Consider the following 24,830-nt stretch of genomic DNA (forward strand, 5'->3'; position numbering starts at 1 on the left):
CCGTGACGACTCCGACGGAACGCACGACGGGCGAGCCGCCGCTCACGGGCGCCTTCCGGCTGCCGGACGGCTCCTGGATCCGCGGCCGGGGCCTGCGCCACCCGCTGCCGGACGGCCCGGCGCCCGGCTTCGGCCTCTACCTCGGGTCGGCGCGGCTCACCCGCCGCCACGAGGACGGGCTGCGCTGGCCGCACGCGTGGATCGAGTGGCCCGACTTCCTGCTGCCCCGCGACCGGGACGCGGCCGTGGAGGGGATCCGCGACCTGCACCGGCGGGCGCGGGCGGGCGAGGCGGTCGAGGTGGCCTGCGGGGGCGGCGTGGGCCGCACCGGCACGGTCGTCGCCTGCCTCGCCGTCCTGGCCGGTCTCGACCCGGCCGACGCCGTCGCCTGGACGCGCGAGCACCACCACCCCCGGGCGGTCGAGACGCCGTGGCAACGCCGCTGGATCCTGCGTTTCCCGGGCCCGGCGCGGTGCTAGGCCGGTCCGCGTGTCCCGCTGGTCCGGATCTCGGTGAGCAGGCCCTCTTCGAGGACCACGTCGAGCTGGAGCTCTCGGTATCCGGCGTCCTCGAACAGGACGGTCAGGCGGTCCTCGCCGCGCTGGATGACCTGGCCGGGCCCCCACGCCCGGTGTTCCACCCGGGCGTGCAGCGGGAAGGGGCCGCCCTCCGGGGACGTCTGCTCGGCGGTCCCGGCGCGGCAGGTGTCGCAGTTGCCGCAGGTGCCGGCGAGCTCCTCGCCGAAGTAGCCGAGCAGGAAACGCCGGCGGCAGTCGGTGGTCTCGGCGTAGCGGCGCATCATCTCCAGCCGGCTGCGGTCGACGTCGCGGCGGCGCTCGGCCAGCTCCCTGGCGCGGCTCGCCGCCGCCCGGGGGTCGAGGCCGGGCACGGGGTCGACCTTGCGGGTGCCGAGCCGTACCGCGCCGGCTCTCTCCAGCAGGTCCAGCAGCGCCGTCAGGCGCCGGGCCGACAGTCCGGCGCGTTCGGCCAGGCCCTTGCGGTCGCTGCCGGGGCCGGACTCGGCGACCGCCTCGGCGACCCGCGCCAGCAGCTCCTCGTCGGGCGTCCCGCCGGTGAAGAAGCGCTGCACCCCCAGGTCCTCGGGGCGGTAGAAGAGCACGGCGTCGGCCGGCTCGCCGTCCCGGCCCGCCCGGCCGATCTCCTGGTAGTACGCGTCCGGCGAGCCGGGGATCTCGGCGTGCAGGACGAATCGCACGTCCGGTTTGTCGATGCCCATGCCGAAGGCGTTGGTCGCGACCACGACGTCCAGGTCACCGGCCATGAACCGGTCGTGCACCGTGTCCCGTTCGGCCCGGCGCAGCCCGGCGTGGTAGGCGGCGGCCCGTACGCCGGCCTCGGTCAGCAGCTCGCTCAGGCGGGTGGTCTGCCTGCGCGAGTTCGTGTAGACGATGCCGGGCTTCTTCGCCGCCGCGACGGTCGTGACGATGTCGTCGGCGGGGTCGTCGAGCGCCCGGCGCACCTCCAGCGAGATGTTGGGCCGGTCGAACCCCTGGACGATCTCCACCGGCGCGCGCATGCCCAGCCGCTCGGCGATCTCCGCCCGTACCGGCGGGGCGGCGGTCGCCGTCAGCGCCGCGACGACCGGACGGCCGAGCGCGTCGGCCACCGCGCCGAGCCGCAGGTAGTCGGGACGGAAGTCGTGCCCCCAGGCCGAGACGCAGTGGGCCTCGTCCACCACCATGAGCGAGGGGGCCGCGGCCGCCAGCTCCCGCAGGACGTCGGGACGGGCGAGCTGCTCGGGCGCGCAGAACAGGAACTCCGTCTCCCCCGCCCGCAGCGCCTGGAAGGTCTCCGCCCGCTCGGCGGCCCGCGTTCCCGCGTCCAGGCTGACCGCCTCCTCGTCGCGGTCGCGCAGGGCCTCGACCTGGTCGCGCTGCAGGGCGATGAGCGGCGAGACCACCAGGGTCGGGCCGCGCAGCAGCAACGCCGGCACCTGGTAGATCGCCGACTTGCCGCTCCCGGTGGGCATCACCACCAGCGTGTCCCTGCCCTCGGCCAGGGCCGTCATCGCCCGGAGCTGGCCGGGCCGCAGGTCGGTCAGGCCGAGCGCCTGCCTGGCCACCCGCTCGCATTCCGCCGCCGTGTCGCCCATCCGGTCCTCTCTGGTCGGGAAGAGGGTTCCTCCTGCCCCGCCGGCCGGCCGCCATGTCAGCCGCCGGCCGTGTTCCGGGTCACGGCCCGTTTCCGGCGTTCCGTCCCGGGCACCGGGCTTGGCATGCGCAACCTCATGAAGGGCGCCGCGGGCGGCGCCGTGGCGACCGCGGCGATGAGCGTGGTGATGCTCGCCGGCAGCCGGGCGGGCCTGATGGAGGACCAGCCGCCGAAACGCATCGCGCGGGCGTTGCTGCCGGGCCACCGGCACCGGCCCAAACCGGGCGAGGGCGTCGTGGGGGCGCTGGCCCACCTGGGGTTCGGCGTCACCGCCGGAGCCCTGTTCGGCCTGCTCGCCCGCGGGCGCCGCACCCCGTCCGCGCTGGGCGTGGGGTACGCGCTGACGATCTGGCTCGCCAGCTACCAGGGCTGGATCCCGGGCCTGGACATCCTGCCGCCGGTCTCCCGCGACCGGCCCGGCCGCCCCGCGGTGATGGCCCTCGGGCACGTGGTCTACGGCTCGGCCCTCGCGACGACCCTGAACCGTCTCAACGCCCGTACCGACCCTCGCTGAGCGGGCGCGGCCGTCATCGTGGCGGGAGCCGCAGCTCGAAGACGACGCGGTCGACGCCGGGGCCGTCGTAGTCGGGGACGGGCCCGGTGACCGTGAAGCCCATCGCGGTGTGGAAGGCGATGGACGCGCTGTTGGCCGGGGAGGTGATCGCCCTGACCCGGTCGCGCCCGTCGGCCAGGGCGAGCGCGAAGAAGCGCCGGTAGAGGCGGCGGGCCAGGCCGCCGCCGCGCAGGCGCGGCGCGACGCCGACGAAGTGCACGTAGGCCAGGCCGGGCGTCGAGGGCGACAGGATGCCGACGAGGAACCCGGCCAGGCCGTCGCCGCCCTCGGCCACCAGGCTGGTGCGGTGGAAGTGGTCGAGGAACAGGCGCGGCAGCCCGGCGCTGATCGGCCGTCCCCACCAGTCGTCCAGCACGGCGACGATGCGGCCGTGGTCATCGGGCTCGGCCGGCCTCAGGCGCGGCTCCCGGGGGTCGTTCTGGTCCATGATCACGTATCGTCCCGGCATCGCCGCGGGGCTGTCCAGCCGCCGGGGGCGAGCGTTGACGTCGGTTTCCGGGCCGCATGGCGCCGGCCTCCCGCCCAGGGGTGACGATCACAGATCCGACCTCCCGTCTGTTCCAGGCATACATCTCCGGCGGAAGTCTGTCCACGGGTGCACGCACCTCCGATGTCTCCTCAGGGCCGAGTTAGTAAAGTTTCCTAAACTTGGAGCGTTCCAAGATCGACAACTTGTTGACGGCCGTGACTCCCTGTGGGAACACGATGAAAAGCCGCTCACCCCCCAGGAGCCACCCGATGAACTCGTGGAAGACCCGGTTATGCGTCCTCGCGCTGGTCGCGGGCGCGCTGGCCGTGCCCGCCGGCCCCGCCGACGCCGCCCCCACCCGGTACGAGGCCGAGAACGCGACGCTCTCGCAAGGAGCCGTCGAGTCCAACCACACCGGCTACTCCGGCAGCGGCTTCGTGAACGGCGACAACGTCGCCGGCTCCTACACGGAGTGGACCGTCGACGCGCCCGCCGCCGGGACCGCCACGCTGGCCCTGCGCTACGCCAACGGCACCACCGGCGACCGGCCCGCCGACCTCGCCGTCAACGGCTCGGTCGTGGCCGCCGCCCGTTCCTTCGTCCCCACCGCCAACTGGGACACCTGGGCCACGGTCACGCTGACCGCCCAGGTCAAGGCGGGCCCCAACACGATCAGGGCCACCGCCGCCACCGCCGGAGGCAACCCCAACTGGGACTACCTCGACGCCGACGTCCAGGTCAGCGCCTTCACCGACTACCAGGCCGAGACGGCCACGATCGCGCGGGGCGTCGTGGAGTCCAACCACGCCGGCTACACCGGCTCCGGCTTCGTCAACTACGACAACGCGACGGGCTCGTACGTCGAGTTCCAGGTCAGCGCGGCGGCCACCGGCCCGCAGAGCCTGACCTTCCGCTACGCCAACGGCACCACGATCGACCGGCCGATGAGCGTCTCGGTGAACGGCGCCGCCACCACCCGGTCCTTCCCCGGCACCGGCGCGTGGACCACCTGGAACGAGGTCACGCTCAACGCCACCCTGAACGCGGGCGCCAACACCGTACGGGCCACCGCGACCACCGCGGACGGCGGCCCCAACCTCGACCGGCTGCGCGTCAGCGGACCGGCCGACACCCAGAAGCCGACCGCGCCCGGCCAGCCGGTGTGCAGCGAGATCACCCACAACAGCCTGAAGCTGGACTGGCCGCCCGCCACGGACGACATCGGCGTCGTGGCCTACGACATCTACCAGCAGGGTCAGCTCATCGCCACCGCCCCCGCGCCGCCGGCCACGCTGACCGGGCTGACCCCCGACTTCGGCTACCAGCTGTCGGTGTTCGCCCGGGACGCCTCCGGCAACGTCTCGCTGAGCAGCCCCGAGGCCGCCTGCCACACGCTGCCCGCGCCGCCGGACGACCCGCCCTCGCCGCCCGGCCTGCCCGCGGTCAGCGGCGTGCAGCCCACGTCGGCGACCGTCACCTGGGCCGCCTCCACCGACGACGGCGGCGTGCGCGCCTACCTGGTCCGCGACCACGCCTCCGGCGCCGTGCTGGCCACCGTCACCGGCGCGCCGCCCGCCACCAGCGCCGTCGTGCCGCTGGAGTGCGCGCACACCTACCAGCTCGACGTCGTCGCCCGCGACACCGCCGGCCAGCTCTCCGCGCCGAGCCCGGCCTCGGCCGCGTTCACCACGGGCGGGTGCGGGACCGTGCCGCAGACGCCGACCTCCGTCGCGGGCGGCTGGGACGTGCCCTGGGACGCCTCCTGGACGCCGGACGGCTCCTTCGCGCTGGTCACCGAGCGGGACACGTTCAAGGTGTTCAAGGTGACGCCGTCGGGCACCAAGACGCAGGTCGGGACCGTGCCGAACGTGCAGACCACCGACGGGGAGGGCGGCCTGATGGGCCTGGACCTCTCCCCCACCTGGAACGGCACGACCGACCAGGAGGTGTTCTTCATGCACACCGCCGCCGAGGGCAACCGCATCGCGAAGATGAACTTCAACGGCAGCACGCTCAGCGGCTACACCACGATCCTCCAGGGCATCGACAAGAACCGCTACCACAACGGCGGCCGCATCCGCTTCGGCCCCGACGGCTACCTGTACGCCACCACCGGCGACGCCCAGCAGTCGGCCAACGCGCCCAACCTGAACTCGCTCAACGGCAAGATCCTGCGTCTCACCAGGACCGGCGCCGCCGCGCCCGGCAACCCGTTCGGCACCCGCGTCTACAGCTACGGCCACCGCAACCCGCAGGGCCTGGCCTGGGACTCCGCCGGCCGGCTGTGGTCGTCGGAGCTGGGCAACTCCGCGCGCGACGAGCTCAACCTGATCCAGCCCGGCAAGAACTACGGCTGGCCGACCTGCGAGGGCACCTGCACGACCTCCGGCATGACCAACCCCAAGTACACCTGGAGCGTCGCCGAGGCCTCGCCGAGCGGCATCGCGATCGTCGGCAACACGGTCTTCATGGCGGCGCTGCGCGGCCAGCGGCTGTGGCGCATCGTCCTGAACGGCGAGAACGTCTCGACGGTCAACTCCTACTTCAACGGCACGTACGGCCGGCTGCGCCTGGTCGAGAAGGTGCCGGGCGCCGCCGCCATCTGGTTCGGCTCGACCAACTCCGACAACAACGGCGACGGCAGCGCCGACACGATCCGCCGTTCCGCCATCCAGTAGCCCCCCGAGGGAGTGACCCGTGCTCGCAACCCGCTTACGCACCCTCGTCCCGGCCGCCGTCGCGTGCCTGGCCGTCTCCGCGCTCGTGGCGCTGCCCGCGCGCGCGGCGACCGTGCGCTACGAGGCCGAGAACGCCACCAACGTCCAGGGCGCCGTCGAGGCGAACCACGCCGGGTTCTCCGGCACCGGCTTCGTCAACAGCGTCAACGCGGCCGGCCCGTACACGGAGTGGACCGTCGACGCCCCGGCGGCCGGCACCGCGACCCTGGCCATCAGGTACGCCAACGGCACCGGCTCCGCCCGCACCGCCGACGTCTCCGTCAACGGCACGGTCGTGTCCGCCGGGCGTTCGTTCGGCGCGACCGCCAACTGGGACACCTGGGCGACCTCCACCCTCACCGCCGCCCTGAACCGGGGCGACAACAAGATCCGGGTCACCGCCGCGTCCGCGGGCGGCAACCCCAACCTCGACTTCCTGGAGGCCACGACCGCCGACGCCCCGGCCACCGAGTACCAGGCCGAGGCCGCGACGCTGACGCAGGCCAGCGTGGCCACCAACCACACCGGCTACACCGGCGCCGGGTTCGTCGACTACGTCAACGCCCCCGGCGGCTCGGTCGAATGGTCGGTCAACGTCGCCGAGGCCGGCAGCCACACGCTGACCTTCCGCTACGCCAACGGCACCGCCGCCGGCCGCCCGATGGACGTCGCCGTCAACGGCGTCACCGCGGTGACCGGCCTGGCCTTCCCCGGCACCGGGAACTGGGACACCTGGGCCGACGCCCGCGCCACGGTGACGCTGAACGCCGGCGTCAACACCGTCCGCGCGACCGGGACCGGCGGCGAGGGCGGCCCGAACGTGGACCGGCTGTCGGTCAGCGGCGCCGGCGGCGCCGACGGCCAGGCGCCCACCGTGCCGGCGAGCCCGCGGGTGACCGGCGTCTCGGCCACCGGCATCTCCCTGGCCTGGACGGACTCCACCGACAACGTGGGCGTCACCGGCTACCGCGTCTACGAGGGCACGACCGTGGTGGCGACCTCGCCCACCGCGAGCGCCACGGTCGCGGGGCTGGCCGCCGGGTCCGCCCACACGTACACGATCACGGCGGTGGACGCGGCGGGCAACGAGTCCGGGCACAGCGCCGCGGTCACCGGCACCACGACCGGCGGCACCGGCGGGCCCACCGCCGACCAGCTACTCGCCGAGCTCACCACGTGCTCCCAGATCTCCAGCGGCAAGTACAAGACCGACTCCGACGTCTCCTCCGGGACCGTCCCGGTGTGCGGCAAGACCGGCGGCGTGTTCTGGAAGGGCGACCTGGACATCGACTGCGACGGCGTCCGCACCGCGCAGTGCAACGAGAGCACCGACTGCTGCTTCCAGGCCGACACGTTCTGCCACACCACCTCGGACACGCCGCTCAACGCGGCGCAGCTCCCGTACGTGGTGGTGCCGAGCCCCAGCTCGATCTGGGACTACCGGACCAAGGGCATCGGCTGCGGGACGGTGGTGGCGGTCATCTACAACGGCCAGGTCGAGTACGCGGTCACGGGCGACACGGGCCCGTCCGGGATCATCGGCGAGGCCTCCTACCGCACCGCCGCCGACCTGGGCATCAACCCCGATCCGAGCAACGGCGGCACCGACTCCGGCGTCACGTACATCGCCTTCACCGGCTCCGGGACGAAGGTGGCGGCCATCGAGAACCACGACCAGGCCGTGACGCTGGGCCGCACCCTCGCCCAGCGGTTCATCGACCAGAACTGACCAGCCGCCCCATGCCCTGATTTGTCCTGGATAAAACGCCAGGTAGCTGGACAGGACAGGGGTTATGGCAAGATCTGCGCTGGTCGTCATCGACATGCTGAACCCGTACGAGCACCAGGACGCCGAGCGGCTCGCCCGGCAGGTGGAGCCGATCGTCGAGCCGCTCGCGGACCTGGTGGCGCGGGCCCGCGAGCGGGACGACGTCGATCTGGTGTACGTCAACGACAACCACGGCGACTTCGCCGCCGACCGGCGGGAGATCGAGGAGCGGGCGATGAAGGGCCGGCGGCCCGACCTGGTGCAGCCGGTCCTGCCGCCGCCGGGGTGCGCGTTCCTGCCCAAGGTGCGGCACAGCGCGTTCTTCGGCACGGCGCTGGAGTACCTGCTGTCGCAGAGCGGGGTCGAGCGGGTGGTGCTGACCGGGCAGGTGACGGAGCAGTGCGTGCTGTACAGCGCGCTGGACGCCTACGTGCGGCACTACGAGCTGACCGTGCCGCCCGACTGCGTGGCGGCCATCCATGACGATCTCGGCCAGGCGGCGCTGAACATGATGGAACGCAACATGTCCGCCCGGCTCACGCCGTCCGGCGACTGCTTCACCCGATGAGCCGGGCCGTGCGGTCGGCGACGAGGTGCGGCTGCTCGGCCTGGACCAGATGGCCCGAGAAGACGTCCTCGTGGCGTCCGTCGGGCAGGCTGCCGGCGTAGCGGCGCTGGTGCTCGCGGTTGGCGGCGTGCTGACGCTCCCGCCCACGGGCGGCGCGGGTCACCGACAACACGATCGTCGGGCAGTGCGGCAGCCGCGGCGGTCGCGCCCGGAACTGCGGGATCGCGGCGGCCACGGCCCGGATCTCCTGGCGCGTCCGGGCGACCCCGGTTGGGGTGAAGTCCTCGGCGAGCATGGTCCGGTAGGTGTCGGCGGGGAACAGCCGCCGGACGTTCCCGCTGAACAGCCGGGCCAGGGGACGGAACCGGCTGAGCGCCTGCGTCACCGCCATCATGCGGTCGACCTGGGCGGCGGTCCGGTCCCAGGCGTCGTACACCGGCGAGGTCTCCGGCAGGACGTCGGCCAGCAGCAGCCCGCGCAGCCGGGGCCCCAGCAGCTCGGCGGCACGCCGCGCGACCAGCCCGCCCATGCTGTGCGCGACCAGCACGAACTCCCCCGGCACGACGGCCTCGGTCATCGCGACCAGGTCGGCCGCCAGGTCGTCGATGCCGAGCGGCCCGGCCGCGGGGCCGCTGCGCCCGCGGCCGGCGCGGTCGTAGGTCACCAGCCGCGCCCTGCTCGCCAGCAGCGGCGTCACCGCGTCCCAGCAGGTGCGCCCGCAGCCGCCGCCCGCCTCGAACACGACCGGTAAGGGGCCCTCGCCGGTCTCCTCGACATAGACCTGCCGCCCGTTCACCGGCACCGTCCGCCCTGGCACGTCGCGCATGCCGCCTCCTCCGCTCCGCTCCGCGAACCGAACGTTTTCATTTTGGATAACGGTATCTCATATGAAATCGTCAGGCCATGGACCCTGTCGAGCAGCTGCTGCACCCCGTACGGCTGCGCATCGTGCACGCCGTGGCCGCAGCGGGCACGATGACGATCGCCCAGCTCTGCGCCCGCATGCCCGAGGTTCCCAAGATCACCGTCTACCGCCAGGTCGCCCACCTGACCGAGGGCGGGTTCCTGGAGGTCGAGGGCGAGCAGCGGGTACGCGGCGCCACCGAGCGCCGCTACCGGCTGCGCCAGGACCGTCCCGCGATCGACGCCGAAGCCGCAGGGTCGATGTCGCTCGACGACCACCGCAGGGGGTTCGCCGCCGCCATGGCCGTCCTGATCGCCGAGTTCGACGCCTACCTGCGCCGCGAGGGCGCCGACCCGGTCGCCGACTCGGTCTCCTACCGGCAGGGCACCGTGTGGCTCAGCCCCGGCGAGCTCGCCGCGATGCTGACCGACCTGCTGGCGGTGCTGGGCGACCGGCTGGGCAACGCCCCGGCCCCCGGCCGCGCCCCCTACCTGCTCAGCGCGATCCTGTTCCCCTCCGGCGAGCCGCCCGCGCACGGAACCGGCCGGTAGCCCGCCGGGGCGTCACGCCGTCCTGGCGGGCAGGACCTCGACGGCGGCGAGCCGGTCGATCTTCAGCAGGGACAGCCGGGTGACCTGACGGGCGGTGGCGCGGATGGTGAGCGGCCGGGGATGGGCTCCGGCGGTAGCGGCCAGGTCGGTCAGCGCCCGCGCGCCGAGGAAGGACATCGCGCTGATGTCCACCACGTGGTGGTCGGGGGCGAGCGAGCCCAGCAGCGCGGTCCAGGCCAGGGCGTTGGTGACGTCGGCCTCGCCGGAGAAGGCCAGCCCGTCGGCGGTGACGCGGTGGCCGAAGCGGGCCGCCTCGGCGATCGCCGGGTGCGCCTGGCAGGCGCGGAAGGCCAGGGCCGGGGGGAAGACGCGGGTGTCGTAGGCGCACAGGGCGGTGAGGGTGCCCGGGGTGAACAGGGTGTTGGCGGCGGCCTCGAACGCGACGAGCGCGTCGGCGTCCACGACGCCGGGACGGGCCCACGTCATGTCCACGGCCACCCACAGACCCGGGTGACCGGCGCCGGTCGCGGCCCGGGCGGCCTCGCGGTAGGCGGCGTGCAGGCGGCCGGGGTCGAACCCGCCGCCGGCGAGCTGCACCTCGCCGGGGTCCATGACGTGCAGGCGGCCCTCGCCGAGCGCGTCCCGCAGCGCCCCGGACGCGCCGAGCCGGTCGCCCAGCGGGCCGCGCAGCCGTGGCGAGGGGACGAGCATCACCTGGGCCCGCCGGTCGGCGCCCGCGTGCGCGAACCCGGCGGCGGCGGCCAGGAAGTCGTCGTCGGAGGCGAAGCGCGCCCCGATGTGATCGCCCGTCTGCACCGGCGGCGGAATCACCATCGTGCTGCCTCCCCAGGCCAGGTTGTCCTCATCCTAGGCAGGCGCGGCACGCCGCCCGGAGGGGTTTCGCGGAATTTCCGGCCGAATGTCGTATCAGGGTGCTTAGGATTTGCTCACTGACAGATGAGCGGCCGCACGCGCACTCCGCTCGTCGCGGCGGGGGGCCGGTACCGACCAACGGGACGAATCAGGCGGTGACCATGGGCGAGTCCTTCGGGCTGCACGTGCCGATCGGCGCGAATCTGGCCCATCTGCGCGGCCTGGTCAGCGCTTTCGCCCTGGAGGCGGGGCTCGACAAGGAGCGGGTGGAACGGCTGGTGCTGGCGGTCAGCGAGGCGGCGGGCAACGTCCTGGAACACGCCCAGGCGCCCGGCACGGTGAGCGCCCGCAGCGACGAGGACGGCGTGACGGTGCACGTCATCGACGAGCGCGGCACCCTGACGCCCGCCCATCTCAACCGCGTCCCGGCCTGGCCGCCGCAGCGCGGCATGGGGCTGTGGATGATGCAGCGCGTGTGCGACCGGGTGACGCTCGACCATCCGGACGGCCGGTCCCGGCTGGAGCTGTTCATGCGCCGCGCCCCCGCGGACCAGGACGGCCGGCCGTGAACCCCTAGTACGGTGGCCGGATGTATCCCGCGATCGAACCGTATGACCATGGCCTGCTCGACGTCGGCGACGGAAATCTCGTCCACTGGGAGGCGTGCGGCAACCCCGGCGGCAAGCCCGCGCTGGTCGTCCACGGCGGGCCGGGGTCGAACTGCACCCCGGGCCAGCGGCGGGTCTTCGACCCCGAGCGGTACCGGATCATCCTGTTCGACCAGCGCAACTGCGGGCGCAGCCGGCCGCACGCCGCCGACCCGGCCACCGACCTGTCGGCGAACACCACCCACCACCTGGTGGCCGACATGGAACGGCTGCGCGAGCACCTGGGCGTGGACCGCTGGCTGCTGTACGGCGGCTCGTGGGGCTCGACGCTGATCCTGGCCTACGCCGAGGCCCACCCCGAGCGGGTCTCGGAGATCGTCCTCACCGGGGTCACCACCACCCGCCGCTCGGAGATCGACTGGCTGTACGACGGCGTCGGCCGGTTCTTCCCCGAGCAGCGGCAGCGCTTCCGCGAGGGGGTGCCGCAGGAGTGCCGGGGCAGCGTCGTGGAGGTGCTGAGCGCCTACGCAGGGCTGATGGCCGACCCCGATCCGGCGGTCCGCGCCAAGGCCGCCCACGACTGGACGGCCTGGGAGGACACGGTCATCTCACTGGAGACCAACGGCAAGCCCAACGCCTACAGCGACCGGCCGGCGGACCGGCTGGCGGCGCTCGTCCGCATCTGCGCCCACTACTTCTCCAACGGCGCCTGGCTGGAGGAGGGCGTGCTGCTGCGGGAGGCGCACCGGCTGGCGGGCATCCCCGGCGTGCTCATCCACGGCCGCTTCGACCTCGGCGCGCCCCTGGAGTACGCCTGGGACCTGGCTCAGGCGTGGCCCGATGCCCGCCTGGTGGTCGTGGAGGACTCCGGTCACACCGGCAGCGGCGGCTTCCGCGACGAGATCCTGAAGGCCCTGGACGGCTTCGCCGATCACCCCGGAACGAACCGGACGAACGGGATGCGGCTGCCCACCTCGCGGTAGTCGTCCACGCCGCCGTCGACGGCGAAGCCCATGACGCGGCAGAGCCGGCGGGCGGCGGCCGGGTGGCGGGGGGCGTACCGGGCCATGATGTCCGCGCCTTCGCCGGGCTCCAGCGGCACCGCCGTGGCGCGGCAGCGGTGGCCGCCGACCTGCAGGCTCACCTGCGGGGTGGCCAGGACGTTGCGGTACCAGTCGGCCTTGGTGCCGAAGCCGGAGGCGGCCACGTAGCCGTGCCCGTCGCGCTGGACGACCTCGATGACGGCCCGGCGGGGCAGGCCCGAGACGCGTCCGGTGTGGGTGAGCAGCATGACGCGGCCGCCCAGCAGCGGCCCGAGGCCGAGCCGGTACAGCAGGATGGGCAGCCGCCACAGGCGGCGGCGCAGCCCGGCCGGCGGGTCCGGTCTCCTGACGATCTCCATGGTCGGTCTCCTTCCGTGGTGGGTGACCCGTCCCGGGCGGCCCGGCCGCGCCGCCGCCGTCAGCCGGGCGGCGGCGCGGCCGGCTCGCCCGCCGCCAGCAGGTCCTCCACCGCCGACAGCGCCTCGCCGACGGGGAGGGCGGGATCGATGATGTGGTGCAGCATCAGCCCGTCGATCGCGGCGGTGACGAGCGTGGCGACGCCGTCGAGGCGGGCGGCCGGCCAGCCGGGGCGCAGGCGGCCGAGGCGGGCTGCGATGCGGCCGCGGGCCAGGCGCAGCTCGTCGCGCAGCACCACGCCCAGGGCCGGATCGCGGGTGGCGCCCACGATCAGCTCGGCGGCCAGCCGGGTCGTCGGCCCGTCGGCCGCCGCCTGGGCGGGCAGGCCGCGCAGCAGGGCCAGCGCGGCGCGCTCGTCGGCGGCGGCCAGCAGCTCGGCGACCAGCGGGCCGACGACGAGGTCGGTGGCGCGGCGGAAGATCGCCTCGCGCAGGCCGGGCAGCCCGCCGAAGTGGTAGTGGATCAGGCCGGGGTTGGTGCCGGCCCGCTCGGCCACGGCCCGCGTGGTGACTCCGGGCCACCCGTGCTCGCCCAGCAGCGCGATTCCGGTCTCCACCAGCTGCTCGCGACGGCGGTCGCCGCGCGCCGAATTTGGCCGGTCGGCCAAGTTGGTCATACGGCCAAGTTAGCACGGCGAAAATGGCGTGCGCCACGGCGGCGGCCGGTGTTGCATGTCCGGATGATCGACGAACCGCTGGACCGCCTCCGCGCCGCCGCGCGACGTACCCGCGAACTGGCCCTGGACCGGGGGGCCACCGGCGTGGGCCACGAGGACGCCGACGACGACGCCGGCACGATCGGCACCGACGGCGCCCTCGGCTTCGACCCGTTCCCCCTGCTCGAAGCCCTGCACCGGCATGGCGTCCGGGCCGCGGTGATCGGGCAGGTCGCCGGCATCATGCACGGCTCCGCCGAGCTGACCGGCGACCTCGACCTGCTCTGGGACGGCCGCCCCGCCCACGCCCCGGCCCTGGCCGCCGCCTTCGCCTCGGTCGGCGCCCGGCTCGCCGACGAGACGGGCCGCCCGCTGCCCTTGCGCCCGGACTCCCTGCTGCGCCCGAAGACGCAGTTCACCTCGCCGGGGGCCGGCGGCGACTGCTGCACCCCGGCGCTGCCCTGGGGAGGGCTTCGGGTCGGCGAGTGCCTGGACCGCGCGCTGACCGCGACCGGCCCCGGCGGCCTGGAGGTCCACTACGTCACGCGCGAGGACCTGATCCGGATGCGCCGCGCCCTGGGCCGGCCGAAGGACCTGCGCCGGGCGGCCGAACTGGAGGCGTGACCAGCGGCGTCCCGGCGGAAAACGAGTCGTCGGGCGTGCGGCGTTCGAGTAGGTTCGCCGTTCATGACCCCTACTCTGCGCACCGAGCGGCTGCTGCTGGAGCCGTACGTCCCCGCCGACGAGGAGGCGTTCGTCGCCATGTTCCAGGATCCGCGGGTCACGCGGTGGATGGGGGACGGCACCGCCACCGAGGCCGAGGACCGCGCGCTGTTCGGCCGCATCTTCAGCAAGGTCTACGCCCAGGACCTGTTCGCCGTCTGGGCCGTGCGCCGGGACGGCGAGCTGGTCGGGCACGCCGAGATCAAGCCGACCGACACCGTGCCGGGCCACGAGCTCATCTACGCGCTGGTCCCGGCGGTGTGGGGGGTGGGCCTGGGCCGGGAGCTGGCCGAGGCGATCGTCGGCCACGGTTTCGGCGCCCTCGGCCTGACCGAGGTGCACGCCACCGTCGCGCCGGACAACCTCGCCTCGCTGGCCGTGCTGCGCAGGATCGGCTTCGAGCACGTACGCGACATCGCCGAGGACGACGGCGGCACCACCCGCGTGCTGACCCGCCGCCGTCCGCCGGTCACTCCACCGCGCCCGTCCGCGTGAGCAGGTCCTGGTACCAGGCGTCGTACGGACGGTTGGTGGCCGGGTAGTTCGCCGGCGGATCGGTCGCCTGGCCCGCCGAGTCGAAGTCCCAGCCGCGGACGAGCCGGCCCGCCCGCCGCGCGTCGGTGATGAACGACGACTGCCCGGCGGGCGCCGCGTAGAACAGCGCGTCCTGCCGCAGCTCGGCGCTGTCGCCCTGCTGGAACTCGGTGAAGGCGACCTGCCGGTAGCGGACGCGGTCGCCGGTGACCGCGTCGGTGTCCACCCGCAGGGTCCGCGCCGGGGTCGGGCCGTCGGCGCCGGTCCACACGTGCACGCGGGGCGCGCCGCCGTAGGAGGTGGTCTTGTCGTGGCGGGCGTCGGAGGTCCTGGCGTTGCCGCTCCACGCGACGCTCGCCGCGCCGGCGTCGAGCGTGCCGGACCACTCCCAGTTCTGGCTGTTGCTCTGGCTGCGGTGGATCTCCCGGAGCCGGGTCCCGCCCGCGTCGGTGAAGCGGACGGTCGGCAGGACGCCGTTGTCGTACTGGCGGCTGGCGGACCAGGTGATCTCGCCGGCGGCGTCCAGGCGTCCCACGCGGTACCAGAGCGTGGTGGCGTTCTGCGACTGGTGGACCTCGACCAGGTCGCCGTTGTCGTTCAGGGCGACGGCGGGGGTGAGGCCGCTGTCGTACCTGCCGTGGCGCAGCCAGGTCACCCGGCCGTCGGCGCCGTACGCGCCGGTCCAGTACCACAGCGCTCCGGCGCCGGAGTCGTGCACCTCCACGACCTGCCCGCGGGCGTTGGCCGCGACGGCCGGGTTCGAGCCGAGGTCGCGCTTGTACAGCGTGCGGGTCGTGCCGTCGCCGGAGATCACCGGGAGCACGCGGCCGCGCAGCGCGTCCACCGTGGGCGGGGTCGCCGGGTAGTCCTCGGCCCGCAGCAGCCGCGGCCCGAAGGCGGCCACGAGCTCGTCGTTCAGCGCGGCCGGGTTGCCCGCGGCGTGGGACGGGTTGTCGGTCAGGTCGTCCTTGAGGTCGAGGGCGACGACGATCGGCGCGGCCGTGGGATGCCCCGCCGACCAGCCGGCGATCACCGCGAGCCAGTCGCGGAGGAGGTTGGCGGCCGGGTTGCCCGCGTGGTCCACCTCGTCGCCGGGGGCGTCGTGGCCGACGGAGTAGTCGCGGGCGGTGGCGTACCCGTTGTCGTGCACGTCGAGCTCGACGAAGCGGACGCCGTGGTCGAGCTGGTAGGCGATCGAGTTCCGGGCGCCGTTGACGTTGCCCGAGTAGCTGTTGTGCGTGGCGCGGAAGACCGCCGAGGGTAACGGCACGTCCGCCGCCGCCTCGGCCGATCCGCTCGCCGCCAGGACCGTGGCCGCGGCGGCGAGGGCTGACAGGACGGCTCTCGAACGGGGCATGCGCTGATCCTCACGTGGGGGGGTGATCCCCCCAGACAATACGATCACGGCCCGCCGGCCAACCCCGCCGGACGAACCGGCGGGGCGGCACGGGGTGGCACGGGGTGGCACGGCGGGGCGCCGCGCGCCGGAGGTCAGCGGTCCTCGTGGACGCGGCCGAACTCGACCGCGGGCGCGGCGCCGGCGAAGTTGCGGTCCACCTCGGCCCGCTCGGCCGCGCTGGGGGTGGCGTTCGTGCAGCTCACGGGGGCGCTGGAGCCGGACATCAGGTCGCCGCAGAGCCCGGTGCGCCGGTCCGGCAGGCCGAGGATGTGGCCGATCTCGTGGGTGGCGATCCGCAGCGGGTAGTAGCCCTGGTCGACCGCCTGGCGGCCCATCCAGATCGTGCCGCGGCCGAGGCCGGTGGGCAGCGTCCTGGGCCAGTTGTTGTCGGCCAGGACGACGAAGCTGGCGGGCGTGCCCTGCATGAGCCGGACGTTCACCACGTTCGCGTTCCAGACCTGGGCGGCCTGGTTGACCACGTTGACGAACTCCGCCGACCGGGAGGCGTCGTACCGCAGCACCCGGACCAGCACGGCGGCCTGGGCCGGGGAGGTGACCAGCAGGAAGGAGAGGGCGAGGACGACGGAGAGCGTGACACGGAGAGACCTTGACACGGATCCTCCTCCAGAAGTTGGGGGGTCCTGTCACGGTAGGCGCGCGGTCACGGGTCGGAAAAGTAGCGATTAGTGCATATTGCCGCGATATGCCGACGACGGCCCCGGCTCGGCGGACCGAGGGATACTGAGGCGGTTTGCATGCTTAAAAGGAAGATTGTCCTGAGTTGATCAGGGCAGTGGGGCCGGGATGTCCACCCCCGATCTCGTCCTGGCCCTCGGCGGCGCCGCCGCGCTGCTCGCCGCCGTCCTGCCCGGCCTGCTCGCCCGCCGGGCCTTCTCCCCGCCCCTGGTCTACCTGCTCGGCGGCATGGGGCTGTACCTGCTGCCGATCGGGCTGCCCGAGCCCGACCCCGTCGCCCACCGGGCGGCCGTCGAGCACATCACCGAGATCTGCGTGCTGGTCTCGCTCATGGGCGCGGGGCTGGCGCTCAACCGGCGGATCGGGTTACGGAGCTGGTCGACGACCTGGCGGCTGCTCGGCTGGGCGATGCCGCTGACCGTCGCCGGGGTCACCGCGGCGGCGACCGGCGTGCTGGGCTGGCCCGTCGCCGCCGCGCTGCTGCTCGGGGCCGTGCTCGCGCCGACCGACCCGGTGCTCGCCTCCGACGTCAGCGTGGGCGAGCCCGCCGACGCCGAGAACGCCGACGACGAGGTCCGCTTCGCCCTCACCTCGGAGGCGGGCCTGAACGACGGCCTGGCCTTCCCCATCGTGTACGCCGCCATCGCCCTGGCCACCGCCGGCGGCCTGGGCTGGACGGGCGAGTGGGCGCTGACGGACGTGCTCTACCGGATCGTCGCCGGGGTCGTCTGCGGCCTGCTGATCGGCCGCCTGCTCGGCCGGCTGTTCTTCCACTCCCCCGCCGAGGAGCTGCGCCTGGCCGAGCGCCGCGACGGCTTCGTCGCCCTGGGCGCCACCCTGCTCGCCTACGGCGTCACCGAGCTGGTCAGCGGCTACGGCTTCATCGCCGTGTTCGTCGCCGCCTGCGCCATCCGCCGGGTCGAGCACGGGCACGGCTACAACAACGTCCTGCACGGCTTCGTCGAGCAGCTCGAACGGCTCTTCACCTCCTGGCTGCTGCTCCTGCTGGGCGGATTCGTCGCCGCCGGCGGCCTGGCCCCGCTCACCTGGCGCGGCGCCCTCGTCGGGGCGCTGCTGATCCTGGTCATCCGCCCGGTGGCGGGCTGGCTCTCCCAGGTGCGGGGCCCGGCCGGGCCCCGCGAGCGCCGGGTCATCTCGCTGTTCGGGATCCGGGGGGTGGGGTCGCTGTTCTACCTGGCGTACGCGCTGGGTCACGCCGACTTCGGGGTGCCGCCCGAGGAGCTGTGGGCGGTGACGGCCTTCACCGTGGTGCTCTCGGTCGTCCTGCACGGCATCACCGCGACCCCGGCCATGGCCCGCCTCGACGCCCTCCGCGAGCGCCTGACCACGGGCGCCCGGGGGTAGGACGCGGCCTCGCGGAGAGGGGGCCGCGAGGCCGCGTCACCATCCGGCTACCGCAGGACGGACGTCCACCCGGGGCGGCCGGGCAGCGGGCTCGGCGCCGGGACCCGCCTGAGCGACAGCTCGTCCGGCGGGACGGCCGGGCAGCGGGCGCCCCGGGCGGGCAGGTCACGGGAGACCAGGTAGCGGTCGAAGGCGGCCGTCGTGCACTCGCCGCGCCCGTAGATGCCGTGCCCCCACCCTTCGTAGGTCAGCAGCCGGGCCTGCCGGCCGGCCTGCAGCGCCGTGGAGGCCGCCCACACGTACGGCGTGGCCGGGTCGTGCAGGGCGTTGCCGAGCAGCAGCGCCGGCGAGCCGTCCACCCTGAGCCGGTGCTGCCGGTTGGGCGTGGCCGTGCCCTGGCAGGACAGCGCGAGCGGGTGCGCCGCGGCGCTGACCAGCATGTCCGGCGCGACGGCCGCCGACCTGCGGAGCAGCCGGTCCCAGTCGCGGTAGCCGCGGACGGGCAGCGCGTAGTCCTGGCAGAAGACGAAGGTGGCGTCGTTGACGGTCTCCCCGGCGGCCCGGACCGGCGGCGCGAACAGCGGGCTGACCGGGCCGGCGCCGCTCTCCATGGCGGCCAGCAGCTCGGCGAGCTGGCTCCAGGCCGGCCCGTAGAACGCGCCGAAGGCCAGGCCGATGAGGTCGAGTTTGCGCAGCTTGACGTCCGGCTGCCCGGGGAAGGTCAGCTCGCCCCGGTCGGCCCTGGCCAGCAGTTCGTGCCACACCGCGCGGACGTCCCGGCCGTGCAGCGCGCACGAGCCCGTCCGGCCGCACCAGGCCACGAACTCGTTGAAGGAGTCCTGGGAGGTCCATGCCTCGGTGTCCAGGAACGCCTGGGTGCCGAGGCTGTGGTCCATGTTGCTGTCCAGCGCGAGGGCGCGGACCCGGCGCGGGTAGCGCTCGGCGTAGAGCTGGCCGATCAGGGTGCCGTACGAGACGCCGTAGTAGGTGAGCTTGTCGTCGCCGAGGGCGGCGCGCAGGGCGTCGAGGTCGCGGATCACGTACCCGGTGTGGACGTTGTCGAACAGCGGGCCGGTGCGCCGGCGGCAGTCGTCGCTGTAGCGCCGGTTGAAGGCGAGCAGGGCGTCCCAGCCGGCCTGGTCCTTGATCGACAGCGGGTCGGGCGCCTGCTGGGCGAGCTCCAGCGAGCAGGTGACGGGATGGCTGCGGCCCACGCCGCGCGGGTCGAAGCCGACCACGTCGAAGCGGCTGGTGATCTCGGGGGTGAAGCTGAGCCAGTTGTTCACCACGACGTCCACGCCGGAGCCGCCGGGGCCGCCGGGGTTGATCACCAGCGACCCGATGCGGGCGGCCGGGTCACTGGCCCGGCGCCGGGCGAGGGCCAGCTCGAACGTCCCGGCGCGCGGGTCGTTCCAGTCGACCGGCACGGTCAGCGTCCCGCAGTCGACCGCGGGGTCCTCCGCGCATGGCGCCCACGGCACGGCCGGGGCGGCGGTGGCGGCGATGGTCGCGGCGGTGGTCGCGGCGGTGGTCGCGGCGGACGCGGGGACCGGCGCGAGCGGCGCCGCGAGGGCCGACAGGAGGGTGAGGATCAGGACTGGTCTTCGCATCGGCGACTCCGATCGTCGGGGACCTGATCATCGATCAGTTCCTCCGACAAGACCATCCGACTGGAGGAGGAGACCGGAGTCATCCCTGAGGACCTTCCGCCCCCGGCGGGGCAGCCTCACCCGGGACGCCGTGCGGTCAGCGGGTCACCACGACCACATGCCCACGCGTACGTCCACACCCGGGGAGGCGTGCAGGAGGGGCGGGCCGGCCGGGCCGGGCAGGCCGGCGGCCCGCAGCAGGTCCTGGTCGAGGCCGGTCAGCTCGACGTGCTGCAGCGGCCACGGCGGGTGCTCGACCTCGGCCGCGGCCAGCCGGCCCGCCACCCTGGTGAACAGCCGGTGGCGGGCGGTCAGGAAGTGCGCGAGCTCGTCCTGCTCGTCCTCCCGCAGGACGCCGCCCACCTCGGCCTCGGCGTCGCACCGCACGTCCGGCGTCCCAGGCCGGCGCCGGCGGCAGCGGTAGCGGCGGCGTCCCCGGTCGATCCGGACCGACATGTCGGACCAGTGGTAGGGCAGCCCGTAGCCGGCGCGCCCGCCGAGCGCGGCCGGCAGCCGTCCCGCGTCCAGGGACAGGAACCAGACGCCGGAACGGCCGCGCGCGTCCCGCACGTACGTGCGGCAGTTGGTCTCCGGGAACGTCGACAACCACGGCACGGCGGGCAGGCCGGGCACCCGTACGTCCTCCATGAGGAACGGCGTCACCCCCACCCACGCCGACCCGTCCATGGTCTCGACGGCGAGCTCGTCCGGCACCAGCTCACGGACCACCTCGGCGGGGTAGCGCCAGTGCAGGAACGTGATGTGCGCCCACCGGTGGCACATCACCGGCAGCGCCACGCGCGGCGACGGCGGCGCCTTCACGCGCTGCGGCGGTGCTCGGCGAGGACCCGGCCGTCCCGCCGGATCCGGGCGGCCCGGTAGGGCGGGACCGGGCGGGTGACGCACGCCCGCGCGGTCGACTCGGCCTCCGCCTGGTCGATCCCCCAGCCGATGGTGTGCCAGCGGTCGCCCGCCGCGTCCAGGGCGGTGATCTCGTAGAGCTGTCGCGCCGGACGCGGGGTGCAAGGGGTGTGGCGGTGCTCCATCCAAGTCTCCTCACGACGGGGGCGGACCGCCGCCTGCCCTACCCGGGGCGTTCCGTCCCAATCCCCCGTTTCCGGAACGCGTGACGGGAAGGCCGGAGGCGAGAGAACCTGAGGGCGGCGGCGAGGACGCGAGAGGGTCGGTGCACATGCCTGAGTGGCTGGAAGCGGGGACATGGGGGCTGGTCGCCGGCGGCGCGCTGGTCCTCGGCGCGGCCGTGGCGATGCTGGTGCGGGTCCCGGCGCGGGCGATCGCCACCGTCATGGCCTTCGGCGCCGGGGTGCTGATCTCGGCGCTCTCCTTCGAGCTGCTGGACGAGGCCGAACGGTCGGGCGGGCTGCTGCCCACCGCCGTCGGCTTCCTGGCCGGAGCCTGCGCGTACGTGGCGGCCAACGCGATCCTGGCGCGGTACGGCGCCCGGCACCGCAAGCGCTCCGGCGACCAGCAGCCCAGCGAGGCCGACGCGCAGGGCAGCGGCGCCGCCATCGCCGTCGGCGCGCTGCTCGACGGCATCCCCGAGTCGGTGGTGCTCGGGCTGTCCCTGCTGCACGGCGGCGAGATCGGCCCCGCCGTGGTGGCGGCGGTGTTCGTCTCCAACGTCCCCGAGGGCCTGTCCAGCGCGGCCGGCATGCGACGGGCCGGGCGCAGCCCCGCGTACGTGTTCGGCGTCTGGGGCGGCATCGCCGTGATCAGCGGCGTGGCGGCCATGGCCGGTTACCTGACCCTCCGGTCGGCCTCCCCCGAGGCCATCGCGCTGATCACCGCGATCGCGGCCGGCGCCATCCTGGCGATGGTGGCCGACACCATGATCCCGGAGGCGTTCGAGCAGGCGCACGTCCTCACCGGCCTGATCACCACCGTGGGCTTCCTGTCCGCCTTCGCCATCGAGCGCCTGGCCTCCTGACGGCGTGCGCGGCTCACCCCGGCGTCCGGGGGCCGGGCGGGAGGTGGACCGTCATGATCATGTCGCAGGGGCCGTCGCCCTCGCCCCGGTAGCCGTGCGGGGCGTCGCCGTCGAAGGTGGCGGTCTGGCCCGCCTCGACGGGGTGCTCGACGCCGTCGAGGACGAGCGTCATCCGCCCGGAGACGACGCTGAGGGTCTCCACCACCCCCGCCTGGTGGGGCTGGCTGGGGTACTCCTCGCCGGGCTCCAGCCGCCAGCGCCAGACCTCGGCCGGGGCCGGGTCGGTGGTGGTCAGCATGAGCCGGGCCTGCCCGCCGCGCGGCCCGGTCCACAAGGGGGCCACGGCGTCGGCGGACACCACGCGCAGGCGGCCCTCCGGCGGCCCCTGCATGAGGGCCGAGACCGAGATGCCCAGGGTGTCGGCCAGCCGGACCAGGGTGGACAGGTTGGGGTTGCCCTGCGCCTTCTCCAGCGCCACCAGCGCGCCCTTGCTGACCTGGGCGCGCCGGCCGAGCTCCTCCAGGGACAGGCCGGCGCGGGTGCGGGCGGCCTTGACGTTGTGGGCGACCGTGCGCAGGGCGCGGGCCGGCTCGGCCATCTGTTCACCTTCCTCGCTTCGCGGGCGGACCGGTGAAATGTACTGCGCGGTCGGTCCGTTGCACTCCTGCGGTCATTCTAATGTACTCTCTGGTCGTTCCGTTGAATGTCCGGGAGGTGTCGTGATCGCTCTGCTGCTGGCCCTGGGCAGCTCGCTCGCCTACGGCTGCGCCGACTTCCTCGGCGGCCTGGGCGCCCGCAAGGCCCATGTGCTGCGTACCGTGATGGTCGCGGCCCCGGCCAGCCTCGTGGTCGAGCTGCTGCTGTGGCCGTTGCTCGGCGCGTCGTTCAGCCCCGCCGCGCTGGGCTGGGGCGCGGCCTCGGGCGTCGCCTCGGCCGCTGTGTTCGCCCTGCTCTACCGCACGCTGGCGATCGGCCCGATGAACGTGCTGTCGCCGGTGACCGCGCTGGTGTCGGCCGCGCTTCCCGTCGCCGTGGGGCTGCTCCAGGGCGAGCGCCTGTCGGCCGCCGGGCTGGTGGGGCTGCCGCTCGCGCTGGTGGCGGTCGTCCTGGTCAGCGCGGGGCACGGCGCGGGGTCGGCGCGACCGTCGCGGACGGCGCTGCTGCTGGCGTTCGGCGCCGGGTCGGCGATCGCCCTCCAGCTCGTCTTCCTGCACCAGGCGCCGTCCGGCAGCGGAGTGGCGCCGTTGATCGTGGGACGCGCGGTCTCCTCGGCCGTCACCCTGGCCGCGGCCGGGCTGCTGCGCCGCCGGCTGGGCCCCGACCGGCCCGCGTACGCGCTGTCGGCGACCGCTGGCGTGCTCGACTCGGTGGCCAACCTGCTGTTCCTGCTCGCCGCCCGCAGCGGCGACCTGGCCGTGGTGGCCGTGATCACCGCCCTCTACCCGGCCGGCACGGTGCTGCTCGCCCGGGGCGTGCTCGCCGAGCGCATCCACCGCGGCCAGCTCGTCGGCCTCGGCGCCGCCGCCCTCGCCGTCAGCCTCCTCGCCCTCCCCTGACCCCTGGCGGCCGGCGTCAGGAACGCGGCGCCGCCGGGGTGCCGGAACGGGCGCTGGGCGGGGTGCTCGTGCGGCAGGCGGTCATCGCGGCGGTGCCGGTGTGCGTGGTGGCGGCCGTCTGCGGGGTCGCCCTGGCGGCCCGCCCCCTGTTGCGCGGCGCGCTGCGGTCCGGCACGCGGACGTGACCGGCGTTCGCTGACACCGCCTGCTCCTGACCGGCTACCGGTGGGCCGCCTCCGCCGGGCGGGCGGCGACCGGCTGCCTGAGCAGCGTCTTCGGGTCGGGGTCGGTGAAGTCGGTGAGATAGATCTCGTGGTGCAGCCCGTTGGGCACCAGGCCGTGCTCGGCCATGAACGCCTCCATCACCTCCAGCGACCTCTTCTCCTCGCTGTAGGGCCCCTCGTGCAGCAGCTCCACGCACTCGCCCTCGGTGAAGGTGACGACCTGGACCCGGTCCACGGCCGCCCCGGACGGGCGGGCCCGCTCACGCGCCGCCTCGGCCGCCCCCGGCTCGGGCATCCCGGGCAGCGGCAGCAGCAGGTGCCACCGCCACTGGTCGCGCGGGGTCTCCAGCGGCGGCAGCGAGGTGTCCTCCACCCACCACCGCCCCTCCAGCGGCCCGGCGGCGCCGCCCATGGCGGAGGCCACGGCGTACAGGGCGCCGATGGCCGACAGGTGCTCGGCGCCGCCGGGCTCTCCCATGCCCGTGACGTTGAGACAGGTGACGGGATGGCAATGGACCAGTCGCGGGGTCATGGATCCTCCGGGTAGATCTGGGTGGAATCCCCCATAGCGTGGGGTCTCCCCGCGGGGGAGAGTCCAATCAGCGTCATCGTGGCGGCGACGTCCGTCCTGACGTTCGCGTTCGCCCGGCGCGCCCGGCGTGGCGGCGACCGGGCGCTGCTGCGCCTGAGGATCGTGCTCGTCGTGATCCTCGTCGCGGTGGTGGGAGTGCTGCTGTTCCTGCCGCTGCCGGGCTGGATGGTCGCCGAGCAGGGCGTCTGCGGGGTGCTGCTGCTCTGCGCGGCGGTGCTCGCCTTCCGCTTCCGCGCCACTCCCACCGGCTGACCCGCGGCCGGCCCCTAGGTTCGCCGGGGCCGTCGCGGGGGTGTGGGGGGTCGCCCACGCCGTCAACGGCGCCACGCAGGCCGGCGGGGAGATCGTCGTTCGGGTCGTCCCCCGCCCGGAGGCGGCCGAACTGCTCGGGCTGAGCGGGGTGAGGCTGCCCCGCGGCCTCTCCCTGGGCGGCGGGGAGCTGACGCTGCGGGCCTGGGACTCGACGGCGGCCGAGCAGGTGCTCTTCCGGGCGGACGTGCTGGTGGGCGGCCTGTGCGCGCTCGTCGCCGCCCTCCTGGTCGGGCGGCTGCTGACGTCGGTGTTCGAGGGTGAGCCGTACCGCGGGGGCAACGCGGCGCGGGTCGCCTGGCTCGCCGTCCTCGCGCTGGTCTCGGGAGCGGCCCAGGCGCTGCCCGCGCTCGCGGTGGCCGCGCTGCTCGACCGGGCCGGGGCCGGCGGGACGTTCGGGCCGCCGTCCGGGCTGTCGTGGCCGCCGTTCGCGGGCGCGGCGCTGCTGGCGGCGCTGGCCCTGGCGCTGCGGGCCGGACGCCGGGCGCGCGCCGACGTCGCATCCGTCACATAGTG

29 protein-coding genes are annotated in these 24,830 nt (G+C 74.5%); 15 read left to right on the forward strand and 14 right to left on the reverse strand.

The window, feature by feature from the left end; all coding sequences use genetic code 11:
* Positions 1-2 precede the first annotated feature (2 nt).
* The gene (locus tag ACIBQ8_RS02290; RefSeq protein WP_397190770.1) at positions 3-479 is read left to right on the forward strand and encodes a protein-tyrosine phosphatase family protein; all 477 of its coding nucleotides are present in this window, start codon (positions 3-5) and stop codon (positions 477-479) included.
* On the opposite strand, the gene ACIBQ8_RS02295 is transcribed toward ACIBQ8_RS02290, so the two are convergent.
* Positions 476-2,113 (reverse strand): RecQ family ATP-dependent DNA helicase, encoded by a 1,638-nt coding sequence (locus ACIBQ8_RS02295; RefSeq protein WP_397190771.1) that lies wholly within the window; start codon positions 2,111-2,113, stop codon positions 476-478. The two genes, ACIBQ8_RS02290 and ACIBQ8_RS02295, sit on opposite strands and share 4 nt — an antisense overlap.
* 123 nt (positions 2,114-2,236) lie before the next feature.
* Here ACIBQ8_RS02295 and ACIBQ8_RS02300 point away from each other — a divergent pair, with 123 nt between their 5' ends.
* Positions 2,237-2,686, forward strand: coding sequence for a DUF6789 family protein (locus tag ACIBQ8_RS02300; RefSeq protein ID WP_397168343.1), 450 nt, complete (start codon positions 2,237-2,239; stop codon positions 2,684-2,686).
* Positions 2,687-2,699: 13 nt separating this feature from the next.
* Here the strand turns inward: ACIBQ8_RS02300 and ACIBQ8_RS02305 are convergent, their stop codons facing one another.
* Complete coding sequence (locus tag ACIBQ8_RS02305; RefSeq protein WP_397190772.1) at positions 2,700-3,173, reverse strand: GNAT family N-acetyltransferase; 474 nt, start codon at positions 3,171-3,173, stop codon at positions 2,700-2,702.
* A gap of 311 nt (positions 3,174-3,484) precedes the next feature.
* On the opposite strand from ACIBQ8_RS02305, the gene ACIBQ8_RS02310 reads away from it, so the two are divergent.
* The 3 genes from ACIBQ8_RS02310 (at position 3,485) to ACIBQ8_RS02320 (ending at position 8,268) form a co-directional block, all read left to right on the forward strand.
* Positions 3,485-5,893 carry a PQQ-dependent sugar dehydrogenase gene (locus ACIBQ8_RS02310; protein WP_397190773.1) on the forward strand — a complete coding sequence of 803 codons (2,409 nt, stop codon included), beginning with the start codon at positions 3,485-3,487 and terminating at the stop codon, positions 5,891-5,893.
* 19 nt (positions 5,894-5,912) lie between these two features.
* Complete coding sequence (locus ACIBQ8_RS02315) at positions 5,913-7,661, forward strand: glycoside hydrolase family 75 protein (protein ID WP_397190774.1); 1,749 nt, start codon at positions 5,913-5,915, stop codon at positions 7,659-7,661.
* 64 nt (positions 7,662-7,725) lie between these two features.
* Positions 7,726-8,268 carry a cysteine hydrolase family protein gene (locus ACIBQ8_RS02320; protein ID WP_397168349.1) on the forward strand — a complete coding sequence of 181 codons (543 nt, stop codon included), beginning with the start codon at positions 7,726-7,728 and terminating at the stop codon, positions 8,266-8,268.
* On the opposite strand, the gene ACIBQ8_RS02325 is transcribed toward ACIBQ8_RS02320, so the two are convergent.
* Positions 8,258-9,094 carry an alpha/beta fold hydrolase gene (locus tag ACIBQ8_RS02325; RefSeq protein ID WP_397190775.1) on the reverse strand — a complete coding sequence of 279 codons (837 nt, stop codon included), beginning with the start codon at positions 9,092-9,094 and terminating at the stop codon, positions 8,258-8,260. The genes ACIBQ8_RS02320 and ACIBQ8_RS02325 overlap by 11 nt on opposite strands.
* A gap of 77 nt (positions 9,095-9,171) precedes the next feature.
* On the opposite strand from ACIBQ8_RS02325, the gene ACIBQ8_RS02330 reads away from it, so the two are divergent.
* On the forward strand, positions 9,172-9,723 hold the full coding sequence (locus tag ACIBQ8_RS02330) for a helix-turn-helix domain-containing protein (protein ID WP_397168353.1): 552 nt from the start codon (positions 9,172-9,174) through the stop codon (positions 9,721-9,723).
* A 12-nt stretch (positions 9,724-9,735) separates the two neighbouring features.
* Here ACIBQ8_RS02330 and ACIBQ8_RS02335 read toward each other — a convergent pair whose 3' ends face one another.
* Positions 9,736-10,557, reverse strand: a complete 822-nt coding sequence (locus tag ACIBQ8_RS02335; RefSeq protein WP_397190776.1) for an MEDS domain-containing protein — start codon at positions 10,555-10,557, stop codon at positions 9,736-9,738.
* A gap of 200 nt (positions 10,558-10,757) precedes the next feature.
* Here ACIBQ8_RS02335 and ACIBQ8_RS02340 point away from each other — a divergent pair, with 200 nt between their 5' ends.
* Entirely contained in the window at positions 10,758-11,165 is a 408-nt protein-coding gene (locus ACIBQ8_RS02340) for an ATP-binding protein (RefSeq protein WP_397168356.1), read from the forward strand.
* Between the two features lie 20 nt (positions 11,166-11,185).
* Positions 11,186-12,187, forward strand: a complete 1,002-nt coding sequence (pip, locus tag ACIBQ8_RS02345) for a prolyl aminopeptidase (RefSeq protein ID WP_397168358.1) — start codon at positions 11,186-11,188, stop codon at positions 12,185-12,187.
* Here the strand turns inward: pip and ACIBQ8_RS02350 are convergent.
* Together ACIBQ8_RS02350 and ACIBQ8_RS02355 are read right to left on the reverse strand one after the other, a co-directional pair.
* On the reverse strand, positions 12,136-12,606 hold the full coding sequence (locus tag ACIBQ8_RS02350) for a nitroreductase family deazaflavin-dependent oxidoreductase (RefSeq protein WP_397168360.1): 471 nt from the start codon (positions 12,604-12,606) through the stop codon (positions 12,136-12,138). The two genes, pip and ACIBQ8_RS02350, sit on opposite strands and share 52 nt — an antisense overlap.
* Positions 12,607-12,665: 59 nt before the next feature.
* A complete protein-coding gene (locus tag ACIBQ8_RS02355) occupies positions 12,666-13,280 on the reverse strand; it encodes a TetR/AcrR family transcriptional regulator (protein WP_397168361.1) in 615 nt (204 codons plus the stop codon).
* 63 nt (positions 13,281-13,343) lie between these two features.
* On the opposite strand from ACIBQ8_RS02355, the gene ACIBQ8_RS02360 reads away from it, so the two are divergent.
* Together ACIBQ8_RS02360 and ACIBQ8_RS02365 are read left to right on the forward strand one after the other, a co-directional pair.
* Positions 13,344-13,943 carry a hypothetical protein gene (locus ACIBQ8_RS02360; protein WP_397168363.1) on the forward strand — a complete coding sequence of 200 codons (600 nt, stop codon included), beginning with the start codon at positions 13,344-13,346 and terminating at the stop codon, positions 13,941-13,943.
* Between the two features lie 63 nt (positions 13,944-14,006).
* Positions 14,007-14,537 carry a GNAT family N-acetyltransferase gene (locus ACIBQ8_RS02365; protein WP_397190777.1) on the forward strand — a complete coding sequence of 177 codons (531 nt, stop codon included), beginning with the start codon at positions 14,007-14,009 and terminating at the stop codon, positions 14,535-14,537.
* Here the strand turns inward: ACIBQ8_RS02365 and ACIBQ8_RS02370 are convergent.
* Positions 14,512-15,933 (reverse strand): hypothetical protein, encoded by a 1,422-nt coding sequence (locus tag ACIBQ8_RS02370; protein WP_397190778.1) that lies wholly within the window; start codon positions 15,931-15,933, stop codon positions 14,512-14,514. The two genes, ACIBQ8_RS02365 and ACIBQ8_RS02370, sit on opposite strands and share 26 nt — an antisense overlap.
* A 134-nt stretch (positions 15,934-16,067) precedes the next feature.
* Positions 16,068-16,589 (reverse strand): snapalysin family zinc-dependent metalloprotease, encoded by a 522-nt coding sequence (locus ACIBQ8_RS02375; protein ID WP_397168368.1) that lies wholly within the window; start codon positions 16,587-16,589, stop codon positions 16,068-16,070.
* A 190-nt stretch (positions 16,590-16,779) separates the two neighbouring features.
* On the opposite strand from ACIBQ8_RS02375, the gene ACIBQ8_RS02380 reads away from it, so the two are divergent.
* Positions 16,780-18,036 (forward strand): cation:proton antiporter, encoded by a 1,257-nt coding sequence (locus tag ACIBQ8_RS02380; protein ID WP_397190779.1) that lies wholly within the window; start codon positions 16,780-16,782, stop codon positions 18,034-18,036.
* Between the two features lie 47 nt (positions 18,037-18,083).
* On the opposite strand, the gene ACIBQ8_RS02385 is transcribed toward ACIBQ8_RS02380, so the two are convergent.
* From ACIBQ8_RS02385 to ACIBQ8_RS02395, 3 genes are all read right to left on the reverse strand, one after another.
* Positions 18,084-19,646, reverse strand: coding sequence for an alpha/beta fold hydrolase (locus ACIBQ8_RS02385; RefSeq protein ID WP_397190780.1), 1,563 nt, complete (start codon positions 19,644-19,646; stop codon positions 18,084-18,086).
* A 144-nt stretch (positions 19,647-19,790) separates the two neighbouring features.
* The gene (locus ACIBQ8_RS02390; protein ID WP_397168373.1) at positions 19,791-20,507 is read right to left on the reverse strand and encodes a YqjF family protein; all 717 of its coding nucleotides are present in this window, start codon (positions 20,505-20,507) and stop codon (positions 19,791-19,793) included.
* On the reverse strand, positions 20,504-20,731 hold the full coding sequence (locus ACIBQ8_RS02395) for a hypothetical protein (protein WP_397190781.1): 228 nt from the start codon (positions 20,729-20,731) through the stop codon (positions 20,504-20,506). The genes ACIBQ8_RS02390 and ACIBQ8_RS02395 overlap by 4 nt, the downstream gene beginning before the upstream one ends.
* A 146-nt stretch (positions 20,732-20,877) precedes the next feature.
* Here ACIBQ8_RS02395 and ACIBQ8_RS02400 point away from each other — a divergent pair, with 146 nt between their 5' ends.
* On the forward strand, positions 20,878-21,633 hold the full coding sequence (locus ACIBQ8_RS02400; protein ID WP_397190782.1) for a ZIP family metal transporter: 756 nt from the start codon (positions 20,878-20,880) through the stop codon (positions 21,631-21,633).
* Positions 21,634-21,646: 13 nt separating this feature from the next.
* Here the strand turns inward: ACIBQ8_RS02400 and ACIBQ8_RS02405 are convergent, their stop codons facing one another.
* The gene (locus ACIBQ8_RS02405) at positions 21,647-22,231 is read right to left on the reverse strand and encodes a helix-turn-helix domain-containing protein (RefSeq protein ID WP_397190783.1); all 585 of its coding nucleotides are present in this window, start codon (positions 22,229-22,231) and stop codon (positions 21,647-21,649) included.
* A gap of 121 nt (positions 22,232-22,352) precedes the next feature.
* Between ACIBQ8_RS02405 and ACIBQ8_RS02410 the strand changes: the two genes are divergently transcribed.
* Entirely contained in the window at positions 22,353-23,189 is an 837-nt protein-coding gene (locus tag ACIBQ8_RS02410) for an EamA family transporter (RefSeq protein WP_397190784.1), read from the forward strand.
* Positions 23,190-23,205: 16 nt separating this feature from the next.
* On the opposite strand, the gene ACIBQ8_RS02415 is transcribed toward ACIBQ8_RS02410, so the two are convergent.
* Both ACIBQ8_RS02415 and ACIBQ8_RS02420 read right to left on the reverse strand, forming a co-directional pair.
* Positions 23,206-23,391: a hypothetical protein gene (locus ACIBQ8_RS02415; RefSeq protein WP_397190785.1), complete on the reverse strand. Its 186-nt coding sequence runs from the start codon at positions 23,389-23,391 to the stop codon at positions 23,206-23,208.
* A gap of 17 nt (positions 23,392-23,408) precedes the next feature.
* The gene (locus ACIBQ8_RS02420; protein ID WP_397190786.1) at positions 23,409-23,945 is read right to left on the reverse strand and encodes a hypothetical protein; all 537 of its coding nucleotides are present in this window, start codon (positions 23,943-23,945) and stop codon (positions 23,409-23,411) included.
* Between the two features lie 78 nt (positions 23,946-24,023).
* Between ACIBQ8_RS02420 and ACIBQ8_RS02425 the strand changes: the two genes are divergently transcribed.
* Positions 24,024-24,257, forward strand: a complete 234-nt coding sequence (locus tag ACIBQ8_RS02425) for a hypothetical protein (RefSeq protein WP_397190787.1) — start codon at positions 24,024-24,026, stop codon at positions 24,255-24,257.
* 40 nt (positions 24,258-24,297) lie between these two features.
* Complete coding sequence (locus ACIBQ8_RS02430) at positions 24,298-24,828, forward strand: hypothetical protein (protein ID WP_397190788.1); 531 nt, start codon at positions 24,298-24,300, stop codon at positions 24,826-24,828.
* Positions 24,829-24,830 lie beyond the last annotated feature (2 nt).

It is taken from the genome of Nonomuraea sp. NPDC049646 (assembly GCF_044465525.1).
GTDB lineage: Bacteria > Actinomycetota > Actinomycetes > Streptosporangiales > Streptosporangiaceae > Nonomuraea.

What these genes read in the sequence shown, in the direction of transcription:
- ACIBQ8_RS02350 (WP_397168360.1), bottom strand. Translation starts at nt 12,606, where the DNA reads ATGGAGATCGTCAGGAGACCGGACCCGCCGGCCGGGCTGCGCCGCCGC.
- ACIBQ8_RS02405 (WP_397190783.1), bottom strand. Translation starts at nt 22,231, where the DNA reads ATGGCCGAGCCGGCCCGCGCCCTGCGCACGGTCGCCCACAACGTCAAG.
- ACIBQ8_RS02325 (WP_397190775.1), bottom strand. Translation starts at nt 9,094, where the DNA reads ATGCGCGACGTGCCAGGGCGGACGGTGCCGGTGAACGGGCGGCAGGTC.
- ACIBQ8_RS02360 (WP_397168363.1), top strand. Translation starts at nt 13,344, where the DNA reads ATGATCGACGAACCGCTGGACCGCCTCCGCGCCGCCGCGCGACGTACC.
- ACIBQ8_RS02335 (WP_397190776.1), bottom strand. Translation starts at nt 10,557, where the DNA reads ATGGTGATTCCGCCGCCGGTGCAGACGGGCGATCACATCGGGGCGCGC.
- ACIBQ8_RS02295 (WP_397190771.1), bottom strand. Translation starts at nt 2,113, where the DNA reads ATGGGCGACACGGCGGCGGAATGCGAGCGGGTGGCCAGGCAGGCGCTC.
- ACIBQ8_RS02330 (WP_397168353.1), top strand. Translation starts at nt 9,172, where the DNA reads ATGGACCCTGTCGAGCAGCTGCTGCACCCCGTACGGCTGCGCATCGTG.
- ACIBQ8_RS02365 (WP_397190777.1), top strand. Translation starts at nt 14,007, where the DNA reads ATGACCCCTACTCTGCGCACCGAGCGGCTGCTGCTGGAGCCGTACGTC.
- ACIBQ8_RS02305 (WP_397190772.1), bottom strand. Translation starts at nt 3,173, where the DNA reads ATGGACCAGAACGACCCCCGGGAGCCGCGCCTGAGGCCGGCCGAGCCC.
- ACIBQ8_RS02395 (WP_397190781.1), bottom strand. Translation starts at nt 20,731, where the DNA reads ATGGAGCACCGCCACACCCCTTGCACCCCGCGTCCGGCGCGACAGCTC.
- ACIBQ8_RS02380 (WP_397190779.1), top strand. Translation starts at nt 16,780, where the DNA reads ATGTCCACCCCCGATCTCGTCCTGGCCCTCGGCGGCGCCGCCGCGCTG.
- ACIBQ8_RS02400 (WP_397190782.1), top strand. Translation starts at nt 20,878, where the DNA reads ATGCCTGAGTGGCTGGAAGCGGGGACATGGGGGCTGGTCGCCGGCGGC.
- ACIBQ8_RS02320 (WP_397168349.1), top strand. Translation starts at nt 7,726, where the DNA reads ATGGCAAGATCTGCGCTGGTCGTCATCGACATGCTGAACCCGTACGAG.
- ACIBQ8_RS02340 (WP_397168356.1), top strand. Translation starts at nt 10,758, where the DNA reads ATGGGCGAGTCCTTCGGGCTGCACGTGCCGATCGGCGCGAATCTGGCC.
- ACIBQ8_RS02355 (WP_397168361.1), bottom strand. Translation starts at nt 13,280, where the DNA reads ATGACCAACTTGGCCGACCGGCCAAATTCGGCGCGCGGCGACCGCCGT.
- ACIBQ8_RS02385 (WP_397190780.1), bottom strand. Translation starts at nt 19,646, where the DNA reads ATGCGAAGACCAGTCCTGATCCTCACCCTCCTGTCGGCCCTCGCGGCG.
- ACIBQ8_RS02420 (WP_397190786.1), bottom strand. Translation starts at nt 23,945, where the DNA reads ATGACCCCGCGACTGGTCCATTGCCATCCCGTCACCTGTCTCAACGTC.
- ACIBQ8_RS02310 (WP_397190773.1), top strand. Translation starts at nt 3,485, where the DNA reads ATGAACTCGTGGAAGACCCGGTTATGCGTCCTCGCGCTGGTCGCGGGC.
- pip (WP_397168358.1), top strand. Translation starts at nt 11,186, where the DNA reads ATGTATCCCGCGATCGAACCGTATGACCATGGCCTGCTCGACGTCGGC.
- ACIBQ8_RS02370 (WP_397190778.1), bottom strand. Translation starts at nt 15,933, where the DNA reads ATGCCCCGTTCGAGAGCCGTCCTGTCAGCCCTCGCCGCCGCGGCCACG.
- ACIBQ8_RS02300 (WP_397168343.1), top strand. Translation starts at nt 2,237, where the DNA reads ATGCGCAACCTCATGAAGGGCGCCGCGGGCGGCGCCGTGGCGACCGCG.